At 60.4% G+C, this 19,923-nt stretch carries 23 protein-coding genes; 9 read left to right on the top strand and 14 right to left on the bottom strand.

Translation table 11 applies throughout. The features are described 5' to 3' along the window. Positions 1-9: 9 nt before the first annotated feature. The gene (rplM, locus tag AC6I97_RS08895) at positions 10-453 is read right to left on the bottom strand and encodes a 50S ribosomal protein L13 (protein ID WP_011775554.1); all 444 of its coding nucleotides are present in this window, start codon (positions 451-453) and stop codon (positions 10-12) included. A gap of 287 nt (positions 454-740) precedes the next feature. Here rplM and AC6I97_RS08890 point away from each other — a divergent pair, with 287 nt between their 5' ends. From AC6I97_RS08890 to AC6I97_RS08850, 9 genes are all read left to right on the top strand, one after another. Beyond that, the gene (locus AC6I97_RS08890; RefSeq protein WP_224088290.1) at positions 741-1,385 is read left to right on the top strand and encodes a prepilin peptidase; all 645 of its coding nucleotides are present in this window, start codon (positions 741-743) and stop codon (positions 1,383-1,385) included. 331 nt (positions 1,386-1,716) lie between these two features. Next, positions 1,717-1,911 carry a Flp family type IVb pilin gene (locus AC6I97_RS08885; RefSeq protein WP_224088291.1) on the top strand — a complete coding sequence of 65 codons (195 nt, stop codon included), beginning with the start codon at positions 1,717-1,719 and terminating at the stop codon, positions 1,909-1,911. Positions 1,912-2,024: 113 nt separating this feature from the next. Beyond that, on the top strand, positions 2,025-2,432 hold the full coding sequence (locus tag AC6I97_RS08880; RefSeq protein WP_497944701.1) for a TadE/TadG family type IV pilus assembly protein: 408 nt from the start codon (positions 2,025-2,027) through the stop codon (positions 2,430-2,432). Beyond that, a complete protein-coding gene (locus AC6I97_RS08875) occupies positions 2,420-3,460 on the top strand; it encodes a pilus assembly protein TadG-related protein (RefSeq protein WP_224088295.1) in 1,041 nt (346 codons plus the stop codon). The genes AC6I97_RS08880 and AC6I97_RS08875 overlap by 13 nt, the downstream gene beginning before the upstream one ends. Before the next feature lie 53 nt (positions 3,461-3,513). Continuing rightward, complete coding sequence (cpaB, locus tag AC6I97_RS08870) at positions 3,514-4,281, top strand: Flp pilus assembly protein CpaB (protein ID WP_223933928.1); 768 nt, start codon at positions 3,514-3,516, stop codon at positions 4,279-4,281. Then, positions 4,278-5,477: a CpaE/TadZ family protein gene (locus tag AC6I97_RS08865; protein ID WP_497944700.1), complete on the top strand. Its 1,200-nt coding sequence runs from the start codon at positions 4,278-4,280 to the stop codon at positions 5,475-5,477. Before cpaB ends, AC6I97_RS08865 begins: the two co-directional genes overlap by 4 nt. Beyond that, complete coding sequence (locus AC6I97_RS08860; RefSeq protein ID WP_224088300.1) at positions 5,474-6,904, top strand: TadA family conjugal transfer-associated ATPase; 1,431 nt, start codon at positions 5,474-5,476, stop codon at positions 6,902-6,904. Before AC6I97_RS08865 ends, AC6I97_RS08860 begins: the two co-directional genes overlap by 4 nt. Before the next feature lie 2 nt (positions 6,905-6,906). Continuing rightward, the gene (locus AC6I97_RS08855; RefSeq protein ID WP_224088301.1) at positions 6,907-7,848 is read left to right on the top strand and encodes a type II secretion system F family protein; all 942 of its coding nucleotides are present in this window, start codon (positions 6,907-6,909) and stop codon (positions 7,846-7,848) included. 12 nt (positions 7,849-7,860) lie between these two features. Continuing rightward, positions 7,861-8,739, top strand: a complete 879-nt coding sequence (locus AC6I97_RS08850) for a type II secretion system F family protein (protein ID WP_223933936.1) — start codon at positions 7,861-7,863, stop codon at positions 8,737-8,739. Between the two features lie 110 nt (positions 8,740-8,849). Here the strand turns inward: AC6I97_RS08850 and truA are convergent, their stop codons facing one another. From truA to AC6I97_RS08785, 13 genes are all read right to left on the bottom strand, one after another. Next, a complete protein-coding gene (gene truA / locus AC6I97_RS08845; protein WP_497944699.1) occupies positions 8,850-9,740 on the bottom strand; it encodes a tRNA pseudouridine(38-40) synthase TruA in 891 nt (296 codons plus the stop codon). A gap of 32 nt (positions 9,741-9,772) precedes the next feature. Beyond that, positions 9,773-10,333 carry a 50S ribosomal protein L17 gene (gene rplQ, locus AC6I97_RS08840; protein WP_224164988.1) on the bottom strand — a complete coding sequence of 187 codons (561 nt, stop codon included), beginning with the start codon at positions 10,331-10,333 and terminating at the stop codon, positions 9,773-9,775. 66 nt (positions 10,334-10,399) lie between these two features. Further along, positions 10,400-11,410, bottom strand: a complete 1,011-nt coding sequence (locus tag AC6I97_RS08835; RefSeq protein WP_011775567.1) for a DNA-directed RNA polymerase subunit alpha — start codon at positions 11,408-11,410, stop codon at positions 10,400-10,402. Between the two features lie 149 nt (positions 11,411-11,559). Further along, on the bottom strand, positions 11,560-11,961 hold the full coding sequence (gene rpsK, locus AC6I97_RS08830) for a 30S ribosomal protein S11 (RefSeq protein WP_014922380.1): 402 nt from the start codon (positions 11,959-11,961) through the stop codon (positions 11,560-11,562). A 51-nt stretch (positions 11,962-12,012) separates the two neighbouring features. Beyond that, complete coding sequence (gene rpsM / locus AC6I97_RS08825; protein ID WP_011775569.1) at positions 12,013-12,390, bottom strand: 30S ribosomal protein S13; 378 nt, start codon at positions 12,388-12,390, stop codon at positions 12,013-12,015. 196 nt (positions 12,391-12,586) lie between these two features. Further along, positions 12,587-12,700 (bottom strand): 50S ribosomal protein L36, encoded by a 114-nt coding sequence (gene rpmJ, locus AC6I97_RS08820; protein ID WP_011775570.1) that lies wholly within the window; start codon positions 12,698-12,700, stop codon positions 12,587-12,589. Between the two features lie 72 nt (positions 12,701-12,772). Beyond that, a complete protein-coding gene (infA, locus tag AC6I97_RS08815) occupies positions 12,773-12,994 on the bottom strand; it encodes a translation initiation factor IF-1 (RefSeq protein WP_011775571.1) in 222 nt (73 codons plus the stop codon). Positions 12,995-13,189: 195 nt separating this feature from the next. Continuing rightward, the gene (locus AC6I97_RS08810) at positions 13,190-14,203 is read right to left on the bottom strand and encodes a P1 family peptidase (protein ID WP_497944698.1); all 1,014 of its coding nucleotides are present in this window, start codon (positions 14,201-14,203) and stop codon (positions 13,190-13,192) included. 64 nt (positions 14,204-14,267) lie between these two features. Beyond that, entirely contained in the window at positions 14,268-15,323 is a 1,056-nt protein-coding gene (locus AC6I97_RS08805) for a sugar phosphate isomerase/epimerase family protein (RefSeq protein ID WP_497944697.1), read from the bottom strand. A 72-nt stretch (positions 15,324-15,395) separates the two neighbouring features. Beyond that, positions 15,396-17,015, bottom strand: a complete 1,620-nt coding sequence (locus AC6I97_RS08800; protein ID WP_497944696.1) for an ABC transporter substrate-binding protein — start codon at positions 17,013-17,015, stop codon at positions 15,396-15,398. 1 nt (position 17,016) lies between these two features. Next, positions 17,017-17,862 carry an ATP-binding cassette domain-containing protein gene (locus AC6I97_RS08795; protein WP_497944695.1) on the bottom strand — a complete coding sequence of 282 codons (846 nt, stop codon included), beginning with the start codon at positions 17,860-17,862 and terminating at the stop codon, positions 17,017-17,019. After that, a complete protein-coding gene (locus AC6I97_RS08790) occupies positions 17,859-18,905 on the bottom strand; it encodes an ABC transporter ATP-binding protein (RefSeq protein ID WP_497944694.1) in 1,047 nt (348 codons plus the stop codon). Before AC6I97_RS08790 ends, AC6I97_RS08795 begins: the two co-directional genes overlap by 4 nt. Beyond that, positions 18,905-19,921, bottom strand: coding sequence for an ABC transporter permease (locus tag AC6I97_RS08785; protein WP_497944693.1), 1,017 nt, complete (start codon positions 19,919-19,921; stop codon positions 18,905-18,907). The genes AC6I97_RS08790 and AC6I97_RS08785 overlap by 1 nt, the downstream gene beginning before the upstream one ends. Positions 19,922-19,923: the final 2 nt, after the last annotated feature.

Genomic DNA, 19,923 nt, shown 5'->3' with positions numbered 1-19,923 from the left:
TGGCCAGGACTACTGGGCGACCTGGGTGATTTCGAAAGTCTTCGGCTGCTGTGCAGCGTGCGGGTGCTCGGGGCCTGCGTAGACCTTGAGCTTGCCCAGCTGCTGAGCGGCGAGGGAGTTCTTGGGGAGCATGCCCTTGATGGCCTTCTCAACAGCGCGAACCGGGTTGGATTCCAGCAGCTCGGCGTAGTTGACGGAGGTCAGGCCGCCCGGGTAGCCGGAGTGGCGGTATGCGCGCTTCTGCTCCAGCTTGGCGCCGGTGAGGGCAACCTTTTCAGCGTTGATGATGATGACGAAGTCGCCCATGTCCATGTGGGACGCAAAGGTCGGCTTGTGCTTTCCGCGCAGCAGTGTTGCGGTCTGGCTGGCAAGACGACCAAGGACAACGTCGGTGGCGTCAATGACGTGCCACTGGCGGTTGATATCGCCGGGCTTCGGGGTGTACGTACGCACGGTTTTGCCTCGTTCTTGTTCTGGCGTTCATGTTTTAGGCGACACGCAGTGAGGCGTGTACCTACTATGTATGCGTTACCGGAGCAGAGGTGAGGGCTCTATAGACCAGTCATCCCAGAATCTCGATATGCCTCTTGAGTTAGCGACCCTGCAACTGGATCCCCGAGAAGGCATGTGTCATCGAGATAGGACACGCACAACGACTATAAACAATACCTTCAACGGGCCGTCCGGGTCAAAATGGGGTATCCGCCCCTCGGGGTCGCATGCGCTTTGAGGGAGAGTACATGACCAACGGTCCCGTTTTCCTGATCCTGCTTGCCATCGCCGGCTTGCTGTTGAGCCCGGCCGTCGAGTTTGTGATCTCCCGCGGCCTTCCGCGCCTGGGCGGACTCCCCTCCCCTGCCGTCCGGATCACGACGGCGGCAATCACCGCGCTGCTCTTTGCGCTGCTGGGGTGGCGCTTTGGTTTTACTCCGGAATTGCCGGCGTTCCTTTTATTGGCACTTGTTGGGGTGCAGCTTTCGAGAATTGATTTCACCCTCCATTTGCTGCCAAACCCCCTCGTTTTGTTCCTGCTGGGGGGCGGTTTTGTTCTCCTTGCCACGTCCGCGGCACTGGATCCCGCCTGGCCCGAGCTGCTCCGAGCACTCGCCGGAGGCCTCATACTCTTCGTTTGCTACCTGATTCTGGGACTTATTTCGCCGAGAAGCCTCGGAATGGGCGATGTGAAGCTCGCAGCACCCGTCGGACTGTACTTGGGGTACTTGGGTTGGAAGCAAGTACTCTACGGCGGACTACTGGGATTCGTGGTGGGCGGGGTGCTCACGGTGCTGATGTTGCGCCTGAATCACAAGGAAAAGACAGTGGAAACGGCGCACGGGCCGGCGATGGTTATCGCGGCACTTGGCGTGACCCTCCTACTTCAGTAGTCCTGGTTCTCCCGGGTTTCCGCGGGCCCTGCATGGGCTCAAAAATATAAGGCTGCTGTCGATTCCAAGTAGTCGCTTGCCTTTTTTGACCTCTCAACTGAGTACTCCCCTGCCCTTCTACGGGTGACCGCGTCATATGCGTTGCAGGAATTCGAGTACGACTACGCATTGTTCAGCAGCGCGTCCAGGGTGAATTCTTATCTCATCGAATTCCGAACCGCTAAAGGCAACATGGGGGTAGTTCGGGAATCGAAAGCAAATTCCGATAATTTGCTGGACCTATATCCATAATTTACCAAACCCAAAAAATTCATCTGGGAAGGATTTTCCAATGTCTGCTCTTATGTTCACCATCACTTCGTACATCGCCGGCGTCAAGTCTCGCCTCACCTCCGAGGAGAAGGGCGCGACGATGGTTGAATACGGCCTCATGGTCGCCCTGATCGCGGTAGTGGTTGCAGTGGCGGTCGGTCCCCTGGGACTGGCTATCCAAGGCTTGTTCGGCGGCGTCACCGCATCGCTCTGACAACAGTTGAAGTGGCCGGTGGCCGTGGCATAAACACAGTCACAGCCGCCGGCCACTCCTCTTAAGCGCTATTACCGCAAACCCCACTGGGGATCCGGGTCTGGGAGACAGTCGTGAAATCGAAAAAGAATGAGCGCGGAGCAGTAGCCGTGGAAATGGCAATCCTGTTGCCGCTGCTGCTGCTGATCTTAATCGGGATTATGGAATTCGGGCGGGTGCTCAACGTCCAAGTGTCCCTCACGCAAGCAGCGCGGGAGGGCGCCCGTTATGCAGCCGTTCACTACCAGGATGGTGGTCTGAACGTATCCGGTACGGCTTTGGCTGCAGCACCGTCCCTTGACGGCCTGGGAGTTTCAGTTAGCGATAACGCGTCAAGCTGCGCCCCCGGCTCCAACGTCACAGTGACAACGAGTGTCTCCCTGACTTCCATGTCCGGCTTCCTTGATGCCGGATTCTTTGGCGGTCCTGGCATTTTCCCGCTGAACATGACTGGAGTAGGAGTGATGAGATGCGGCGGCTGAATTTTCTTCGACCGGGTTTAGTCCAAGAGGACGCCAAAGAAACCAAGGAGCGCGGCGCTGCCACGGTCATCGTCGCCGGTCTCATGGTGGTCCTTCTGGGCTTCGCCGCGATCGCCGTTGATGTCGGAGCCCTTTATGCGGAAAAGGCGCAACTTCAAAATGGAGCTGATGCCGCCGCCCTGGCTATTGCAACTGACTGCGCCGGCGGCAGTTGTGGTAACAGCACCTCAACCGGAAACCAGTTCGCCAATAGCAACGCTAATGACAACTCCAGCGGTGCCGTCGTCACTTTTCCGGCCGCTACAACAGTTCGGGTAGTGACAAATGCCCGGGATGCAGGCTCGGGCGCTAACAGCTTCTCGCTGTTCTTCGCCCAAGCCTTTGGAGTGCAGACCGCGGCTGTGAATGCTACTGCGGAAGCGTCCTGGGGTGCACCCTCAAGTGCAACCACACTCCCTTGGACTGTCAGTGAGTGCGTCTTCAAGAAGTACCTCTCGCCAACACAACTTGCCTCGCTCAATTCCACAGGCACATTTACCGGCGATCCAATACCCACCCACGTCACGCTTCGTTACGACACGAACGCTCCTGCGGTTGGTGGCTGCGTGGCACAAAATGGCTACCAACCCGGCGGTTTTGGCTGGCTTGAGACCACCTCGGGCTGTTCGACCGATATAAGCATTAGCGCTGTAGTTCAGGGCCAACCTGGCAACCACTTCCCTAACGCAGCAACCTGCGATTCAGTGCTTGCCCACATCATGGACGAGCCTGCGCTCATACCACTCTTCAAAACGGCTGCGCAGAACGGCAACAAAACAAAGTACACCCTCATCGGTTTTGCAGCCTTCCAGGTGACTGGATACAAGTTCGATGGCGGCCAGCAGTTGGATCCCGCAGCACCCAGCTGCACAGGCAATTGCCGGGCTCTCCAAGGCTATTTCACCCGCTTCGTGTCACTCGAAGAGGGTTCGCAAATGTCGGGGGGCATTCCCAACTATGGAGCGTCAGTTGTAACGCTCACCGAATAGGCGCCCTTGGGCGTCTGCTATCAACCTCATGAGAACTCGAAGGGAGTTACAAAGTGAAAACACGCCTACTGGGAGGCATTGCAGCACTGCTATTAGCAGTCATTGGCACCGTCTTGCTGGTCACCTATGTTCAGGGGGCCGACAAGCGGGCGCAGCAAGGGCTTGATCCCGTCAGCGTACTTGTGGTGAAGGAACGTATTCCGGCCGGCACCAAAGTCGAAGAAATTCAATCGAAGGTCAAGGCGGAGACGCTGCCGCAATCCGCGGTTGCACCAGGCACCATCAACGCCCTTACCGATCAAAAGGGCAAGGTCACTTCAGCGGAGCTTCAGCCCGGCGAACAATTGCTGGGAGTGAAACTGGTTGATCCCAAGGATCTGGCTCCGGGAACGGTGCCCGTGCCGGAGGGTTTGCAGGAATCAACCTTTGTCCTCGCTCCCGAGCGCATACTCGGCGGTCGGATCGAAGCCGGCGACACCGTCACGGTGTTTGCCTCATTCAAGTTGGACGACGCGGTTCCTGCCGGCGCCAACCTCCCAGCCGGTCTGACGGGCTGGAAAAACTTCACTGAGCTGCTTTACCACGATGTTCTCGTCACTGCTGTCCAACAAGCGGCCCCTGACGCGGAAAAATCCGCCGGGGCAGACAAGGGAGTAGCCCTCCCGAACGGTTCAGCCTACGTGACGGTGGCCCTGAGTGATGCCAACGCCGCCAAAATGGTTTTCGGTGCAGAGTTCGGGACGTTGTGGCTCTCCAAGCAGACGGACAAAACCGCAAAGAGCGATCCACCGACGACAACCTTCGGAGGGCTGGTCCAATGAGCCGCTTTGTAGCCATCACTGCAGTTCGTGATTTTGAAGGCCGTGTGCGCCAGGCCATCGCCGGGGCACTCCATGGGGACCTGCAAACGCTCGCCCCCGACGTACTCCGGGGTGGGACGGATGACGTCTTCAAGGAACTCACAGGGGCGCCACCGGAGGTGATGATTCTGGGACCGGGCGTGAGTCCGGACGACGCTTTGAAGCTGGCCACGGTCTTCGACCTCCAGTATCCGGAAATCAGCCTGTTGCTGGTGGCCGAACCCAGCCCCGAAATCGTTCTTCGTGCCATGCATTCGGGCATCCGGGACGTTGTTACACCGGAAATTGAGGTTAACGAGCTGCGGATACTCCTGGAACGAGCCTGCCTGGCCTCCGCCAGCCGGCGTCGTGGAATGCAGCCAGCTGCTGAATCCGGTCAGGACAGAGGCCGCGTCATTGCCGTCATGTCCCCGAAAGGCGGAGTCGGCAAGACAACGGTTGCAACAAATTTGGCGGTCGGTCTTGGAGCCCTGGCGCCTATGAGCGTGGTCATTGTTGATCTTGACCTGCAATTCGGCGACGTCGCCTCTGGACTGCTGCTGGAACCAGAACACTCGATTACCGAGGCTGTTCATGGTGCGGCTGCCCAGGACTCGATGGTGCTCAAGGCATTCCTCACCGTCCACCCGGCGGGAATCTATGCACTTTGTGCACCGCAGAAGCCATCGGAGTCGGATTACATCACAGCTGACCACGTCACAAGGCTCCTCAACCAGCTGGCCACGGAATTCAAGTACGTGGTGGTCGACACAGCACCGGGACTTGGCGAACACTGCCTGGCGACTCTTGAGCTTGCCACGGACGGGGTCTGGGTCTGCGGCATGGACGTCCCCAGCATTCGTGGGCTCCGGAAGTGTTTCAGCGTACTGAGGGAACTTCAGCTCTTGCCACAGGGCAGGCACACAGTGCTGAACTTCGCGGATAGAAAGAGCGGCATCTCGGTACAGGACGTTGAGGCGACCATCGGTGTCCCTATTGATACCGTCATCCCCCGTTCCCGGAACCTGCCGTTCTCCACGAACCGGGGTGTCCCAGTGCTCCAAGGCACCACTCGGGATTCAGCCACGAAGGGGCTCAAAAAGCTTGTTGAGCGATTCGATCCCCGCCTGGAAACAGTTACTCCGAGCAAGCTGCACCGGAGGGTGGTGGTGTCATGAAACTGTCAGAAAGGCTCACGAGGAACAACCCGCTTGCCGCCGTCGAAATCAAGGAAGCCGAGCCTGCAGGACAGGCCGCCAGCGTAGCGCCAACAGCGAATTCTCCGATGTTGGGAGGGGCTCCGTCTGCACCGGTGGTCGATGCCCTTTCAGGCCTTAAGCAAAGGGCCGCTTCGGCACTCTTCGAGCGAATGGGCTCAAGGCTTGGGGACGCCTCCTCGTCGGAGGAAGAGCTTCGGTCCTTCGCCGTGGACGAACTTTCAGCTGTCATTGATGACGAGCAAGTGCCACTTTCACCCGAGGAGCGCCGCCGGCTGATCCGCGAGATTTCGGATGAGGTCATGGGCTTCGGTCCCCTGCAGCGTCTCTTGGAGGATCCCTCGGTTACGGAGGTGATGGTCAACCGCTTTGACCAGATTTACGTTGAGCGTCACGGTCACCTGGCATTGACTGACCTGCAATTCAGCTCGGACGCGCACCTCAGGAAAGTCATCGAACGGATCGTGTCCAAGGTCGGACGACGGATAGACGAGTCTTCCCCGCTTGTTGATGCGCGCCTCGAGGACGGCTCCCGCGTCAATGCGATTATCCCGCCGCTTGCTGTCAACGGACCCTCGCTGACCATCAGGAAATTCAGCCACGTTCCACTCACCGTCCGTAACCTGATCGAGTGGGAATCCATCAGCCACGAAATGGCGGAGCTACTGAGTGCCTGTGTGTTGGCCCGGCTCAATGTCATCGTCTCTGGGGGCACCGGAACAGGGAAGACGACTCTCCTGAACGTCTTGTCTTCCTTCATCCCGGAGTCCGACCGCATCGTCACTATTGAGGACGCGGTGGAGCTTCAATTGCAACAGCGCCACGTGGTCAGGTTGGAGAGCCGCCCGCCCAATATCGAAGGCAAGGGCGCCATAACCATTCGGGATCTGGTCCGCAACTCCCTCCGCATGCGGCCCGACCGGATCATCGTGGGCGAGGTTCGTGGCGGAGAGTCGCTGGACATGTTGCAGGCGATGAACACCGGCCACGATGGCTCATTGTCCACCGTCCATGCAAACTCGCCGCGGGATGCGATCGCGCGCCTTGAGACGCTCGTCTTGATGGCTGGTATGGACTTGCCGCTCAGGGCCATCCGCGAGCAGGTGTCCTCTGCCGTGGACGTGATCGTCCAAGTGACACGATTGCGGGATGGCAGCCGCCGCGTCACGCACGTGACCGAAGTGCAGGGTATGGAGGGCGACGTCGTCACGCTGCAGGACGCTTTCCTCTTTGACTATTCTGCTGGCTTGGATGCCCAAGGGCGTTTCCTCGGGAGGGCTCTGCCAACGGGTATCCGGCCAAGGTTCCTGGACCGTTTTGCAGAACTCGGTATCACGGTATCGCCATCCGTGTTTGGCGTCGCTCCCGTAACTGCGGGGAGGCGATAGCCATGGATACGCCGGCGCTTTTTGTTACAGCCATCGGCCTTTGCTTCGTTGCCCTCATGGTGCTCGTCATCGTCGTCCTGAAGCCACGCAACGGAAGCATTCCCTTGGAACGCCGGCGCCTGGGCACAGCGCCTGACGATTCCGCAGTGGGCCGCGTTTCACAGTCTGCAGTCCAATTTATGGACACTGCACTGGGCCGCTCCGGTGGACCGTTTAATCGCGACGTCTTATATAACGCAGGAGTCAAGCAAGCACCTGCCGACTTCACCGTTATGGTTGTCGTCGGCACGGTGGTCGTGGGCGTCATCGGCAGCTTCCTCATCAATGTGTTTATCGGTATCTTGCTGGCACTGGCCACGCCATTCGTTGCGAAACTGCTGCTGGTGTTCAAGACCGAAAAACGCCGCGGGAAATTTGAGTCGCAGCTAACGGATACCATCCAGATGTTGATTGGTGGCCTCCGCGTCGGCCACAGCATCATGCGGTCATTCGAAGCAGCTGCACAGGAAGCACAAGCACCCACCTCGGAAGAATTGGGCCGGATCGTCAATGAAGTGAGGATCGGCAAGGACGCCCGCCAAGCCATCGAAGACTGCGCGGACCGCATGGACAGCGAGGACTTCCGCTGGATTGGCCAGGCCATACAAATCAATCGCGAAGTGGGCGGTGACTTGGCAGAGGTACTGGAGCAAGTCGCCGGCACCATCCGGGAGCGCAGCGAAGTCAAGGGACACGTGCGTGCCCTCAGTGCCGAAGGCAAGATGTCGGCCGTCATTCTCATGGCGCTCCCGGTGGCAGTCGGACTGTTCGTGACAGCCATCAACCCGGGCTACATGAGGGTCTTCGTTCAACATCCCATAGGAATTGCCCTGATGGTTGCCAGCGCGATCCTGTTCACCGTCGGTGGCTTCTGGATGAGCCGCACCGTAAAGATTAAGTTCTAGGAGGCTGTGCCCATGACTCCCATGGCTTGGCTGATCATCGCTGTGATCGTCCTCCCCATTGCCTATTTCGCGTGGTCGTTAGCCACCATTGACCGCAAGTCCGTGGTGGCAATTCAGACAAATCTTGGTTCCGGATTCGCCCAGGGCACTGGCGTGAATATCCACCGCCCCCCGATTTTGTTAGGGCTGGCCCGGAAACTCACCCCTGGCAGTTACGAAGCCAAGCTTGATCAATGGCTGGCGCTTGCCGGACGCCCCAAGTCGATGCCCCTGACCAAACTCATCGCCATCAAACCAGCTCTCGCCCTTGCGGGCGCTGTAGGCGGAGTCCTGCTGGTCGCCAGCAACCCGAGCCCCACAATGATCGGCCTTGGGTTGTTCCTGACAATCCTGTTGTACTTCCTTCCGGATCTCTTGATCTACAACACCGGGATCAAGCGCCAAGAGGCCATACAGCTGGAATTCCCGAACACGTTGGACCAAATGCTCATCTCCGTTGAGGCAGGACTCGGTTTCGAAGCGGCAATGGAACGGGCCTCCTCTTATGGCACGGGACCTTTGGCCCTGGAATTGATGCGAACACTCCAAGACATCCAAGTGGGCCGTCCACGGCAGGAAGCCTATGAGGCCATGGCCGAACGATCCACTGTCCCTGACGTCCGCAGCTTTGTCCTCGCAGTGATCCAAGCTGACAAATATGGCATCGGCATCGCCAACGTCCTCCGTGCACAAGCCAAGCAAGCCCGGGTCAAGCGTCGTCAGAAAGCAGAAGAGAAAGCGATGAAGTTGCCCGTCAAGGTGCTTTTCCCGCTGATGTTCTGCATATTTCCGGTGCTTTTCATAGTCCTTCTGGGTCCCGCTGTCATCAAGATCATCCAGATGTTCACCTGATCTTGGCCTTCGGGAAATAGACCGGCCGTTCACGGATCCCAGACCGCGGACGGCCACAACGGCCCCCTTCCGGTACCCAGAGCCGGGAGGGGGTCCTCCAACGTCCGGACTTACTCGCGCCGGGCCCTGGTCAACTCAGCCCGCGCCAGCAGCTCGCTGTCCGACGGGTACGCAACTTCCTCCAACACCAAGGGGTGGGGTGCAGCCAACACGGACTTGGCATCACGCTTACGTTCCAGCAGACGTTCATGCAGCCAGCCTGGTTGCTCCAGGCCTTCGCCCACGCGCAGGGCCGAGCCCACCAAGGACCTGACCATGTTGTGGCAGAACGCATCGGCCTGAACGGTGGCGACAATGACCCCGTCGCTCCCCCGTTCGAACTCAAACTTCTGTAGTTCGCGGATGGTTGTGGCGCCCTCGCGGGGCTTGCAGTAGGAGCGGAAGTCCTGGAGCCCCAGCAACTGGGAAGCGCCGTCGTTCAAGAGAGAAATGTTCAGCGGCGCCTTGTGCCACAGCGTAATTCCTCGAAGCACGGGATCCCAGCGCTCGGCGCCATCAGCAATGCGGTAACTGTAACGACGCCACAACGCGGAGAACCGGGCGTCGAAACCTTCGGGCGCCAGACCGGCGTCGTGCACTTCAATGGCACCGGTAAGATCGCCGAGGACGCGGCTGAGGGCGCCGCGAAGGCGCCGCAAAAGCGCGACGGCGGGGTCCAGCTCGTGTCCACGCGGAAGTCCGAGCCACTCGGCTTCAGTCAGATCGAGATGGACGACCTGGCCGCGGGCGTGGACACCGGCGTCGGTGCGGCCGGCAACCGTGACCCGCACGGGACGGCGCACGAGGAGCGCCAAAGCTTCCTCAAGTGACCCCTGAACTGTGAGCAGACCGGGCTGAAGGGCCCAGCCGTTGAATGGTCCGCCGTCGTAGGAAAGATCCATCCGGACACGCAAAAACCCGCCGCCCTCCAAAGCGGGGGCAGCGGGTTTTCGTTCGTTCATAGACTTAAGTCTACTAAGAAGAATTCAGTGAATTACTTCTTTTCCTCAGCGGCCGGAGCCTCTTCGGTTTCAGCAGCTTCAGCGTCAGCAGCCTCAGCCTCAGCGGCCGGAGCCTCTTCGGTTTCAGCAGCTTCGGTCTCTACAGCCTCGGTCTCAACAACCTCTTCCTCAGCAGCCGGGGCAGCCTTGGCAGCAGCAGCGGTTGCTTCAGCAACTACGGCCTGCTTCGGGGAAACCGGCTCGAGGACGAGCTCGATGACAGCCATGGGAGCGTTGTCGCCCTTGCGGTTGCCGATCTTGGTGATACGGGTGTAGCCACCATCGCGGTTGGCAACGGCGCCGGCGATGTCGGTGAACAGCTCGTGGACGATGCCCTTGTCGCTGATCAGGCCGAGAACGCGGCGGCGGGACGAGAGGTCGCCACGCTTGGCGAAGGTGACCAAACGCTCTGCGTACGGCTTCAGGCGCTTGGCCTTGGTGACCGTGGTGGTGATGCGCTTGTGCTCAAACAGAGCAGCTGCCAGGTTCGCGAGCATCAGGCGCTCGTGAGCCGGGCCGCCTCCGAGGCGCGGACCCTTAGTGGGGGTAGGCATAATAATTTCTCCTGTTGTGTAAGCCGGTCAGGTCCATCGCTGGACCTGACGGCCAAGATCTGCTTTTTAGAGCTCGTCGTCGCTGAACGCGGCGTCGTCCTCTTCGATGGCTGCGGCGCGGGCTGCGAGGTCGAAACCGGGAGGGGAGTCCTTGAGGGACAGACCCAGTTCGACAAGCTTTGCCTTGACCTCGTCAATGGACTTCGCACCGAAGTTACGGATGTCCATCAGGTCAGCCTCGGAGCGGGCAACGAGTTCACCCACGGTGTGGATGCCCTCACGCTTGAGGCAGTTGTAGGAACGGACGGTAAGGTCCAGATCCTCGATCGGCAGAGCCATGTCCGCTGCCAGGGCAGCGTCCGTCGGCGACGGGCCAATCTCGATACCTTCAGCTGCGGTGTTCAGCTCACGAGCCAGACCGAACAGTTCCACCAAGGTGGTGCCTGCAGAAGCAACGGCGTCACGCGGAGCGATTGCCTGCTTGGTCTCGACGTCGACAATGAGCTTGTCGAAGTCAGTGCGCTGCTCAACACGGGTAGCTTCCACGCGGAAGGTTACCTTCATGACCGGCGAGTAGATCGAGTCAACCGGAATACGGCCGATCTCGGAGTCGCCGGACTTGTTCTGAGCTGCCGAAACGTAGCCACGGCCGCGCTCGATGGTCAGTTCGAGTTCGAACTTGCCCTTCGAGTTCAGGGTGGCAATGTGCAGATCCGGGTTGTGGAATTCGACGCCGGCCGGCGGAGCAATGTCCGCGGCGGTGACGACTCCGGGGCCCTGCTTGCGCAGGTAAGCAACAACCGGCTCGTCGTGCTCGGAGGAAACCGAAAGGTTCTTGATGTTCAGGATGATCTCGGTGACATCTTCCTTGACACCCGGAACCGTGGTGAACTCGTGCAGCACGCCATCGATCCGGATGCTGGTTACAGCGGCACCGGGGATGGAGGAGAGCAGGGTACGGCGGAGGGAGTTTCCGAGGGTGTAGCCGAAGCCCGGCTCCAGCGGTTCAATGATGAAACGGGAGCGGTTCTCGGATACAACTTCTTCAGACAGGGTGGGGCGCTGTGCAATGAGCACTTAGGTTTCCTTTCGGCGAGCATCCGCTATATGACGCAACACAGGTGGTGGAAATCGGCTTCGGTTTCCAGCCTGACCAGCCGGGCCATGCTTGTAGATGGTCTAAACCATGTACAGCAGGCCCGGCCGGTCAGACAGGGAATACCTAATTAGACGCGGCGGCGCTTCGGCGGGCGGCAACCGTTGTGGGCGCTGGGGGTGACGTCCTGGATGGAGCCAACCTCAAGGCCAGCAGCCTGAAGCGAACGGATTGCGGTTTCGCGTCCGGATCCCGGACCCTTGACGAATACGTCAACCTTGCGCAGACCGTGCTCCTGAGCGCGCTTTGCAGCAGCTTCAGCAGCCATCTGGGCAGCGAACGGGGTGGACTTACGGGAGCCCTTGAAGCCAACCTCACCGGCGGAAGCCCAGGAGATTACAGCACCGTTCGGGTCCGTGATGGACACGATGGTGTTGTTAAAGGTGCTCTTGATGTGCGCCTGGCCAAGCGCAATATTCTTCTTATCCTTGCGACGCGGCTTACGAACCGCTCCACGAGTCTTCGGGGGCATTGTTTCTCCTACAGAAAGTTATCGGGGGAAAACCAGGTCAATCCCGAGGGATTAACGTCCGGCCTTCTTCTTGCCGGCGACGGTGCGCTTCGGGCCCTTGCGGGTACGAGCGTTGGTCTTCGTACGCTGTCCGCGTACGGGCAGGCCCTTGCGGTGGCGCAGGCCTTCGTAGCTGCCGATCTCAACCTTGCGGCGGATGTCAGCGGCTACCTCGCGGCGAAGGTCACCCTCAACCTTGTAGTTGCCTTCAATGTAGTCACGCAGCTGGACCAGCTCGGCGTCAGTCAGGTCCTTGACGCGAACGTCAGCGCTGATGCCGGTGGCAGCCAGGGTTTCGTGTGCACGGGTCTTGCCCACGCCGTAGATGTAAGTAAGCGCAATTTCCAACCGCTTTTCGCGGGGAATGTCTACGCCAGCGAGACGAGCCATAGTGGCGGTACTCCTTGAATAAACCGGAGGTCGTAGGCAGTACACCCACACGATCCGTGTGGCCCCAGCCTCCGACCGGGGGTACGTTGACCAGGCTCTGTAATGCAGTCCTGGCACAACTTGTGCTGCCTTTATTTACTTGCGTGGGCTAGCAACCCAGGTTTGCCCTTGCGGGCGCTGATTCCCTGAAGGGGAATTAGCCCTGGCGCTGCTTGTGGCGCGGGTTCTCGCAGATCACCATGACCCGGCCGTTACGGCGGATCACTTTGCACTTGTCGCAGATCTGCTTGACGCTCGGCTTGACCTTCATGGCGTTCCTTTGCGTGTTTTGCAGTTGATCTGCTGGAGCGGCTTGGCACTATTGCCTGGGCCGCCCAGCAATTTACTTGTAGCGGTAGACGATACGACCACGTGTGAGGTCGTATGGGCTCAGCTCCACCACTACCCGGTCCTCGGGGAGGATTCGAATGTAGTGCTGACGCATCTTCCCAGAGATGTGTGCGAGAACGACGTGCTTGTTGGTGAGCTCAACACGAAACATCGCATTGGGCAGCGCCTCAGTCACAACGCCCTCGATCTCAATGACCCCGTCCTTCTTGGCCATATCCTCCGCTAACTGTTGTTTGCCGCTGTCCTCCGGTTAGGCACCGAAAATCCAACGGACGTTTTTTGTTTGCTTGGCCCTCTTGGAACCACGACACTAAAAAGGGCGTGGCTGCACAGACAACCAACAAATAACTCTACGCCAATGGGGCCGGAAAGTTAAATCCGTCCATGGTAGCGCACGTACCGCCGCCCGTCACTCCCCTACGGTCCGGTAAGCAGGGAAGTCTCCTGCCGCCGTCGTGACACTTTCGGCGGCTTCAACACCGTCCAGGATCGCCAAACGCACGGCCTCAGCTGCGGCGCTTTGGAGCGTTATGAGCGATACCTGCCGTGCCTGCTCACTACTGCGATCAAGCCCGACGGCGCCGGTCGCCAGAGTGAAAACGGTGTCACCGTCTGCCAAAGTGTGGGACGGATCCAACGCCCGCGCGAGCCCGGCGTGCCCAGCGCTGGCGGTCCGCTTGCACTCAGCAACGTCCAGAACAGCATTCGTAGCGACAACGACGAGCGTTGTGTTGAGACCTTGGGGAGAAACGACCGGAGCAGAGGGAGACGTGCCCTGGGGGCCCGGAACCCGGCCGCGCGCGTCCAAGGGAGGAACGACCGAGCGCGCAGAGGGTTGTGGGCCCCCACTCACGGGCGCACCCAGCGCGTTGACTACTGCTATGGCACCGACGATGATCCCACCGTCGAGCGTAATCGAGGATGTTCCGACGCCACCTTTGTACTGTCCGCGCGCAATCACCGCGCCAGTGCCTGCGCCAACGTTTCCGCGCCCGACGGCGGCGTGGTCACCTGAGGCGAACGCTGCGGCGGCTGCCTGGTAACCCATGTCCGCGCCTGGTCGCGCTTTGACGTCACCACCGCGTCCGAGGTCGAAGATGGCTGCTGCCGGAACGATCGGTACGACGGTTCCGGGAACCGCAAAGCCCCTGCCCTGCTCCTCACACCAGAGCTGGGCACCAGCAGCTGAGACGAGGCCGAACGCACTGCCACCCGTCAGCACGATGGCATCGACCGTGGATACCAACGTCGTCGGATCGAGAGCATCAGTTTCATGCGTACCTGGACCTCCCCCGCGAACGTCCACCGACCCCACGGTTCCCACAGGCGGAAGGACGACGGTCACGCCACTGAGCCACCCGCCGTCGTTCTTCTGGACGTGGCCAATACGGATGCCCGGTACATCGGTGATTTGGGACGACATGAGGCCATTCTGCTCTACGTGAGCCCGGAAGCCTACGTACTTCATTAGCTTCCGGGCGGTCACGTCAGCGTGCTATTGCGCCTTCCACAATGCCGAGGCGACCAAGCGTGGCGCGCAGGGATTGGGCCGAATCGTGGATGAACCGTTCACCGTCATACGGGACGGCCCGTAGCTCGCTCAGCGGGAGTGCCTCGCCATCCTCCACGCGGGTCTGGTATTCGGCGGCCATTTCACGGATCCGGGCAACCTCCCCTTGGTCAAGATCCGGATGCACGGCCAGCCATTCGGGATCCTCCAGGCCGATTGGCAGGTGCAGGGCCGGGCCGGCGTTTTCAATGGACAGCGGAAGGTCCGGATTCGCGTCGTGCAGAATGCCCAGAACGGCATCCCAATCGATGCTGCCCTGTCCGATCGGGGCAAACACGCGCCCGAATACCCCCTCCTGGTCCCCGAGAACGAAGTCCCTGAGGTGGGTCGCCCTTGTATAGGGAGCCACCCGCCGGGCCGCGGCCACGGGATCCTCGCCGCGGACTACTACGTTGGCGGTGTCGAAGGTGACGCCCAGGACGTCCGAGCCCACGGATTCCACCAGCCGAACCACTTCGTAGCTGGTGATCTCTTCATGCGTTTCAATGTTCAGATGGACCCCGTGGTCCCTGGCCACCGGTGCAAGCAGGCGGAGGAATTTCTCGATCGCCACAAGCTGGTCCGGCCAGGGCGCGTCCGTACGGAAGCGGTCGAACACGTAGTAGCCAGGCATGCCGCGCTGGTAGTTGGCGCACGCCACCCAGAGCTCGGTTACGCCAGCGGCCTCGTGCGCAGCCTCGATCATCCTGACCATGCCACGGGTGTAGTCACCGTCGCCGAGTCTGCGGACCTGCGGGGCCTCGGCAGAAGCGTAAGGATTGACCTTGGCCAGGCCCATTTGCAGATAGAGGCCCAGCTCATCGGCACATGCACGTACTTCCTGGAGCACTGCCCGGTCAAGCGTGGGTGAAACGTCCATCACAGTACGGAAATAGACGCCTTCCATGCCCATCGCGTGGGCACGCTCGAGGATACTGACCGCAGAGTCATCGGCCTCGTGGGGAATCTTGCTTCCATCAACACCAATTCGCATTTTTTGTCCTTAATAAGTTCTGGATGTCTTCTCTTGTCCGCGTACCGGCACGGCTACCTGCAGGCCGGGCCGCTAGCGTCCCCAGTTGTAGAAAGAGAAAGTCGGCGAGTAGTCGAAGTGCTTGACCGAATCCGAGAGCACCGCCGTGAACTGCGCCCGGTAGAGGATGATGGTGGGAGAATTGGCCCGCCAGGAATCCACGAGCGCATTGATATAGGGCAACTGCGATTCAAGGTCCGGTGCCCCGTTGAGCTTTTCCATGAGTTCAGGGGTTCCGGAGATACAGATGTGCTGGTTGTTGAAGGAGCTGCCGCAGGTCATCTTCTTGCGCAGCTCATAGGCGGCCACGGCTCCGCCGGTTTCGAACAAGAGCGCCGACTGGTATTTGCCCGTGTTGAACCTGGTGGCGAAAGCCGTAGGTGTCTGCGAGTCAATGTTTACCCGCACCCCGATTTCCTCCCACGACGACTTAAGGATCGTCGCCAGCGTGGACACTCCGGGCGACGAGGGATTGATCATGAGGTCTATCTGTGGGTCCTTGAGCCCGGATTCAGCGACCAACGCCTTGGCCTTTTCTTTGTCCAAGGGCCGCGGAGCCGAGCGTTCAGCGTCGAAACCCGGAATACCGGGAACGAAGGGGCCATAGAAGCTGTCTGCATAGCCGTAGGCCACGCTTGCTTTGATCTGCTCATACGGCACCGCGTAGGTGAGTGCCTCGCGCAGTTTCGGATTGGCAGTTGTGCCCGAGGAGTTGTCCAAGGAGACGGTCACCGGCGCGAAAGCAGGGGCTGCGGTGACCCGGCAGCAATCCTCCTGACTCAGCTGGTGCACCACGTAAGGGGGCAGGCCAAGCGTTACGTCGGCCTCGCCACGGCGGGCCTGCAGCATGAGGGTGGGGATTGAAGTAATGAAGTTCACCCTGACCTCAGCTTCCTTGGCCGGTTCTCCGTAGTAGTTCGGGTTCCGGGTAAGGACGGCATAGTTGTTGGCCACGTATTCGTCCAGGACGTAAGGCCCGCTGCTGCTGGCTGTGTGTGAGGCCAACCATTGGTTGGGAACGCCCTTCTTGTCCTCGCCGTGCTCCTTGATGACCTTCGGGTCATAGATCGAACCACGGCTCTGGGCCAGTGTCACCAGGATTGCCGGATACGGTCGCGATAATTCCAGGCGTACTGTTTGCTGGTCCAGCACCACGACGTCGCTGATCAGCGGCGGGTCGGTGAGGCCGATCTGCAATCCGAGGGCACCGCAGCCGCCGATGGTGAGGTTCCGCATGATTGAGTACCGCACGGCCTCGGCGTCCAGCGGGTTGCCGTTGGCGAACTTCGCTCCAGGGTGCAGGGAGAAGGTGTAGGCCTTCCCATCCGGTGAGACCGTCCAGGACGTAGCGAGATCCCCACTCACCCGCTCGGGGTCGTTGATGGCCACGCGGGTTCCATCGGCCTGGGCCTCCTGGTCGAGCTTGACCAGTCGCGCATAGAAGTTGGTTGCAAAGCTGTTCTCATTACCCGCGCATACAAACGCAGGATCGATGTTGGTCAGGGACGCGGCCCAGTTCACGGTGAATGGCCTGTCGGCCGCGCCAGAAGGCACGCCGGGCTGCGCACAGCCGGCGAGTGCTAGCAGGCCCACGGTGGCGACTGCCGCCGTCGTTCGCCTTACGGCTGTCATCCATCTCGGGAATAGTTTCATGTCAGTTTCCTTCCATGGCGTTACCTGTTCCCGCCGCTGCGAGCGCCTTCGCCCGTCGGCGGGCACCCGGCACGGCATCCAGCAGCGCACGGGTGTAGGGATGGGTGGTGTTGTCAAAAACCTCTGCGGCGGTACCGGCTTCCACGATCTCGCCGGCGTTCATGACGGCGATGTTGTGGCTCATGAGCCGGGCAACGGCGAGGTCGTGGACGATGAAGAGGTAGGTAAGTCCGAGTTCGTCCTGCAGGTCGCTGAGGAGGTTCAGGACCTGGGCTTGAATGGAGACATCCAAGGCGCTCACAGGCTCGTCCAGCACCACAAGGTCCGGGTTGAGGACAAGGGCACGGGCGATCGCGATGCGCTGGCGTTGGCCGCCGGAAAACGCGAAGGGAAAACGCTGCGTCTGCTTGACACTGATGCCCACAAGATCCAGGACTTTGGCCACCCTTCGCGAACGTTCCGCTGAATCGGAGATGCCGTGCACTATGAGCGGCTCTTCCACCAGGTCCCCCACCGTGAATCGCGGGTCGAGGGATCCGTTGGGGTCTTGGAAAACCATCTGGATCCTGCGGCGCATCTTGCGCATTCCGGGTTTGGAGAGGGTGGTGAGATCTACGCCGTCGAATTCGATCAGGCCGCTGTCAGCGTCGGTGAGGCCCATGACGCAGGCCGCTGTCGTCGATTTGCCGCTGCCTGACTCCCCCACAAGGCCCAGAGTCTGGCCGCGGAGCAGTTCGAACGAGACGTCGTGCAGGATTTGCGTCTTGTGCCGCTTTCCAAATCCCTTGGCGTAGGACTTGTTGAGCTTTTCCACCCGAAGGAGCGTGGGTTCGTTGGCGATGCTCATGCCGGGACTCCTTCGGGATCGTTTGCGAAGTGGCAGCGGACGACTGCCCCGTTGGACAGGGTGCGGGGCTCCGGCCTTTCGATGGCGCAGCGCTTTTGGTCCCGGCCGATCGGGCACCGGGGTGCGAAGGGGCAGCCGGGTTCGTCCACCGAGAGGTCCGGCGGAGACCCTGGGATGGCAGGCAAGGCGCCGCGCCGCGCGGTGGCGGGATCGATGACGCAGTCCAGGAGGGCTTTGGAGTATGGGTGGCCGGGGGCGGCGAACAACGCTTCGGTAGTGGTGGATTCGACGAATCGTCCGGCATACATGACGTTGACGCTGTCGCAGAGTTCCTCAACGATCCCCAGATTGTGGGTGATCATCACCAAGGCATTTCCGCGCTCGTCGCAGATCTTGGCCAACAGATCCAGCACCTGCGCCTGGGTTGTTACGTCCAGGGCGGTGGTGGGTTCGTCTGCGACCACCACCGAGGGGTCATTGGCGATGGCCATGGCAATCAGGACGCGTTGCCGCATGCCCCCTGAATATTGATGCGGATAGTCGGAGATCCGGCGGTCAGGATCGCTGACGCCTACTTCGCCCAGAAGCTCACAGGCCATTTTTCGCGCGGCCTTGGATGAGACATCCTGATGAACGCGGATGGTCTCCACGAATTGGCTTCCGATGGTCTTCAGCGGATCCAGCGCCGCCATGGGGTCCTGGAACACCAAGCTGATGTCCTGGCCACGGACCTTGGAGATTGCGGCGTCATCGAGGCCCACAATTTCCTTGCCGTTGAGCTTTACGCTGCCGCCGACGACCTGGCCCGGCGGAGGCACAAGCCCCATTAGTGACATGGCCATGGCGGACTTTCCGGACCCCGATTCACCCACGATTGCAAGTCGTTGGCCTCTGCGGAGATCGAAGGAAACATCTCGGACGGCGTGTACGGTTCCCAAGGCCGTCACGAAATCCGTGCGAAGTCCACGGACGCTGAGCACGGGGTCCGGGTCAGCTTTGGATGACAGTTCAGGCGCGGGAAGGGAGAGTGCATTGCTTTGCATCAGCGTGCTCCTACTCGTGTGCGGGGATCGGCTGCGGTCATCAGGACGTCTGCCAGGAGGCTCACAACCACGTAGAGGACTGCTGCCATCAGTAGTACGGCTTGGACCACTCCAAAGTCTTTTTGGATGATGGCGTCCGCAGTCATGGACCCGATGCCCGGCCAGCCGAACACTTTCTCCACCAGCAGGCTTCCTGCGAGGAGGTCTGCGAAGAGGAGCGACGCCGCTGGCAGCAGGGAAAGGAGGCCGTGGGGTGCCACGTGCCGGTTGTACACCGGGAACCGGCGGAGACCGTGGCTCTGGGATACGGCCACGAAGGTTTCCCGCAAGGTGCCCCGCAACTGGTTGCGGTAGAGCCTGCTGAGGAAGGCGAAGGGACCGAGCGCCACGATTGTCGCAGGCAGGATCAGGTGCCAGGCTGCGTTGGCGAAGGTTCCCCATTGTCCGGCCAGCAGGGCATCGATGGTGAACATTCCAGTAACGTTTGGAGGTTTGAGCATTCCTGGAGATAGCCGTCCTTCAGGTCCGGGAAAGATGCCCAGCTGGATCGAGAAAATCATGAGGGCCAGCAACGCAATCCAGAAGGGCGGCGAACCCATGGCCAGGGAGGAGGCAAAGCGGACGAGCTGATCGGGCCACCGGCGCCTGGAGTACACCGCGAAACTTGCCGCGAGCACCGCGGCGACGATCGCAATAATGACTGACAACAGACCAAGCTCCAGCGTTGCGGGGAGCCGCTGGCTCAGGAGTGTGCCCACGCTGTTTCCGGTGCTGTATGAGAAGCCGAAGTCGCCGCGGAGCAAGGAGCCCATGTAGTTTCCGTATTGGACCACCAGGTTTTCATCCAGGCCCATGGATTTTCGCAGGGCTGCAATGGTTTCTTCGGTTGCGGTGTCACCGGCAATGGCACGTGCGGGGTCGCCCGGAACTTTGCGGAGCAGTATGAAGGTGAAAATCGAAGCGCCGAAGACGGTGGCGAGTGCCACGCCGAGGCGTTTGAGGAGTGCGTTGATCATTG

It is taken from the genome of Arthrobacter sp. TmtSoilC48 (assembly GCF_059739425.1).
The sequence above is the reverse complement of the archived record's forward strand: the minus strand, read 5'-3'. Positions and strand labels throughout refer to the sequence as shown.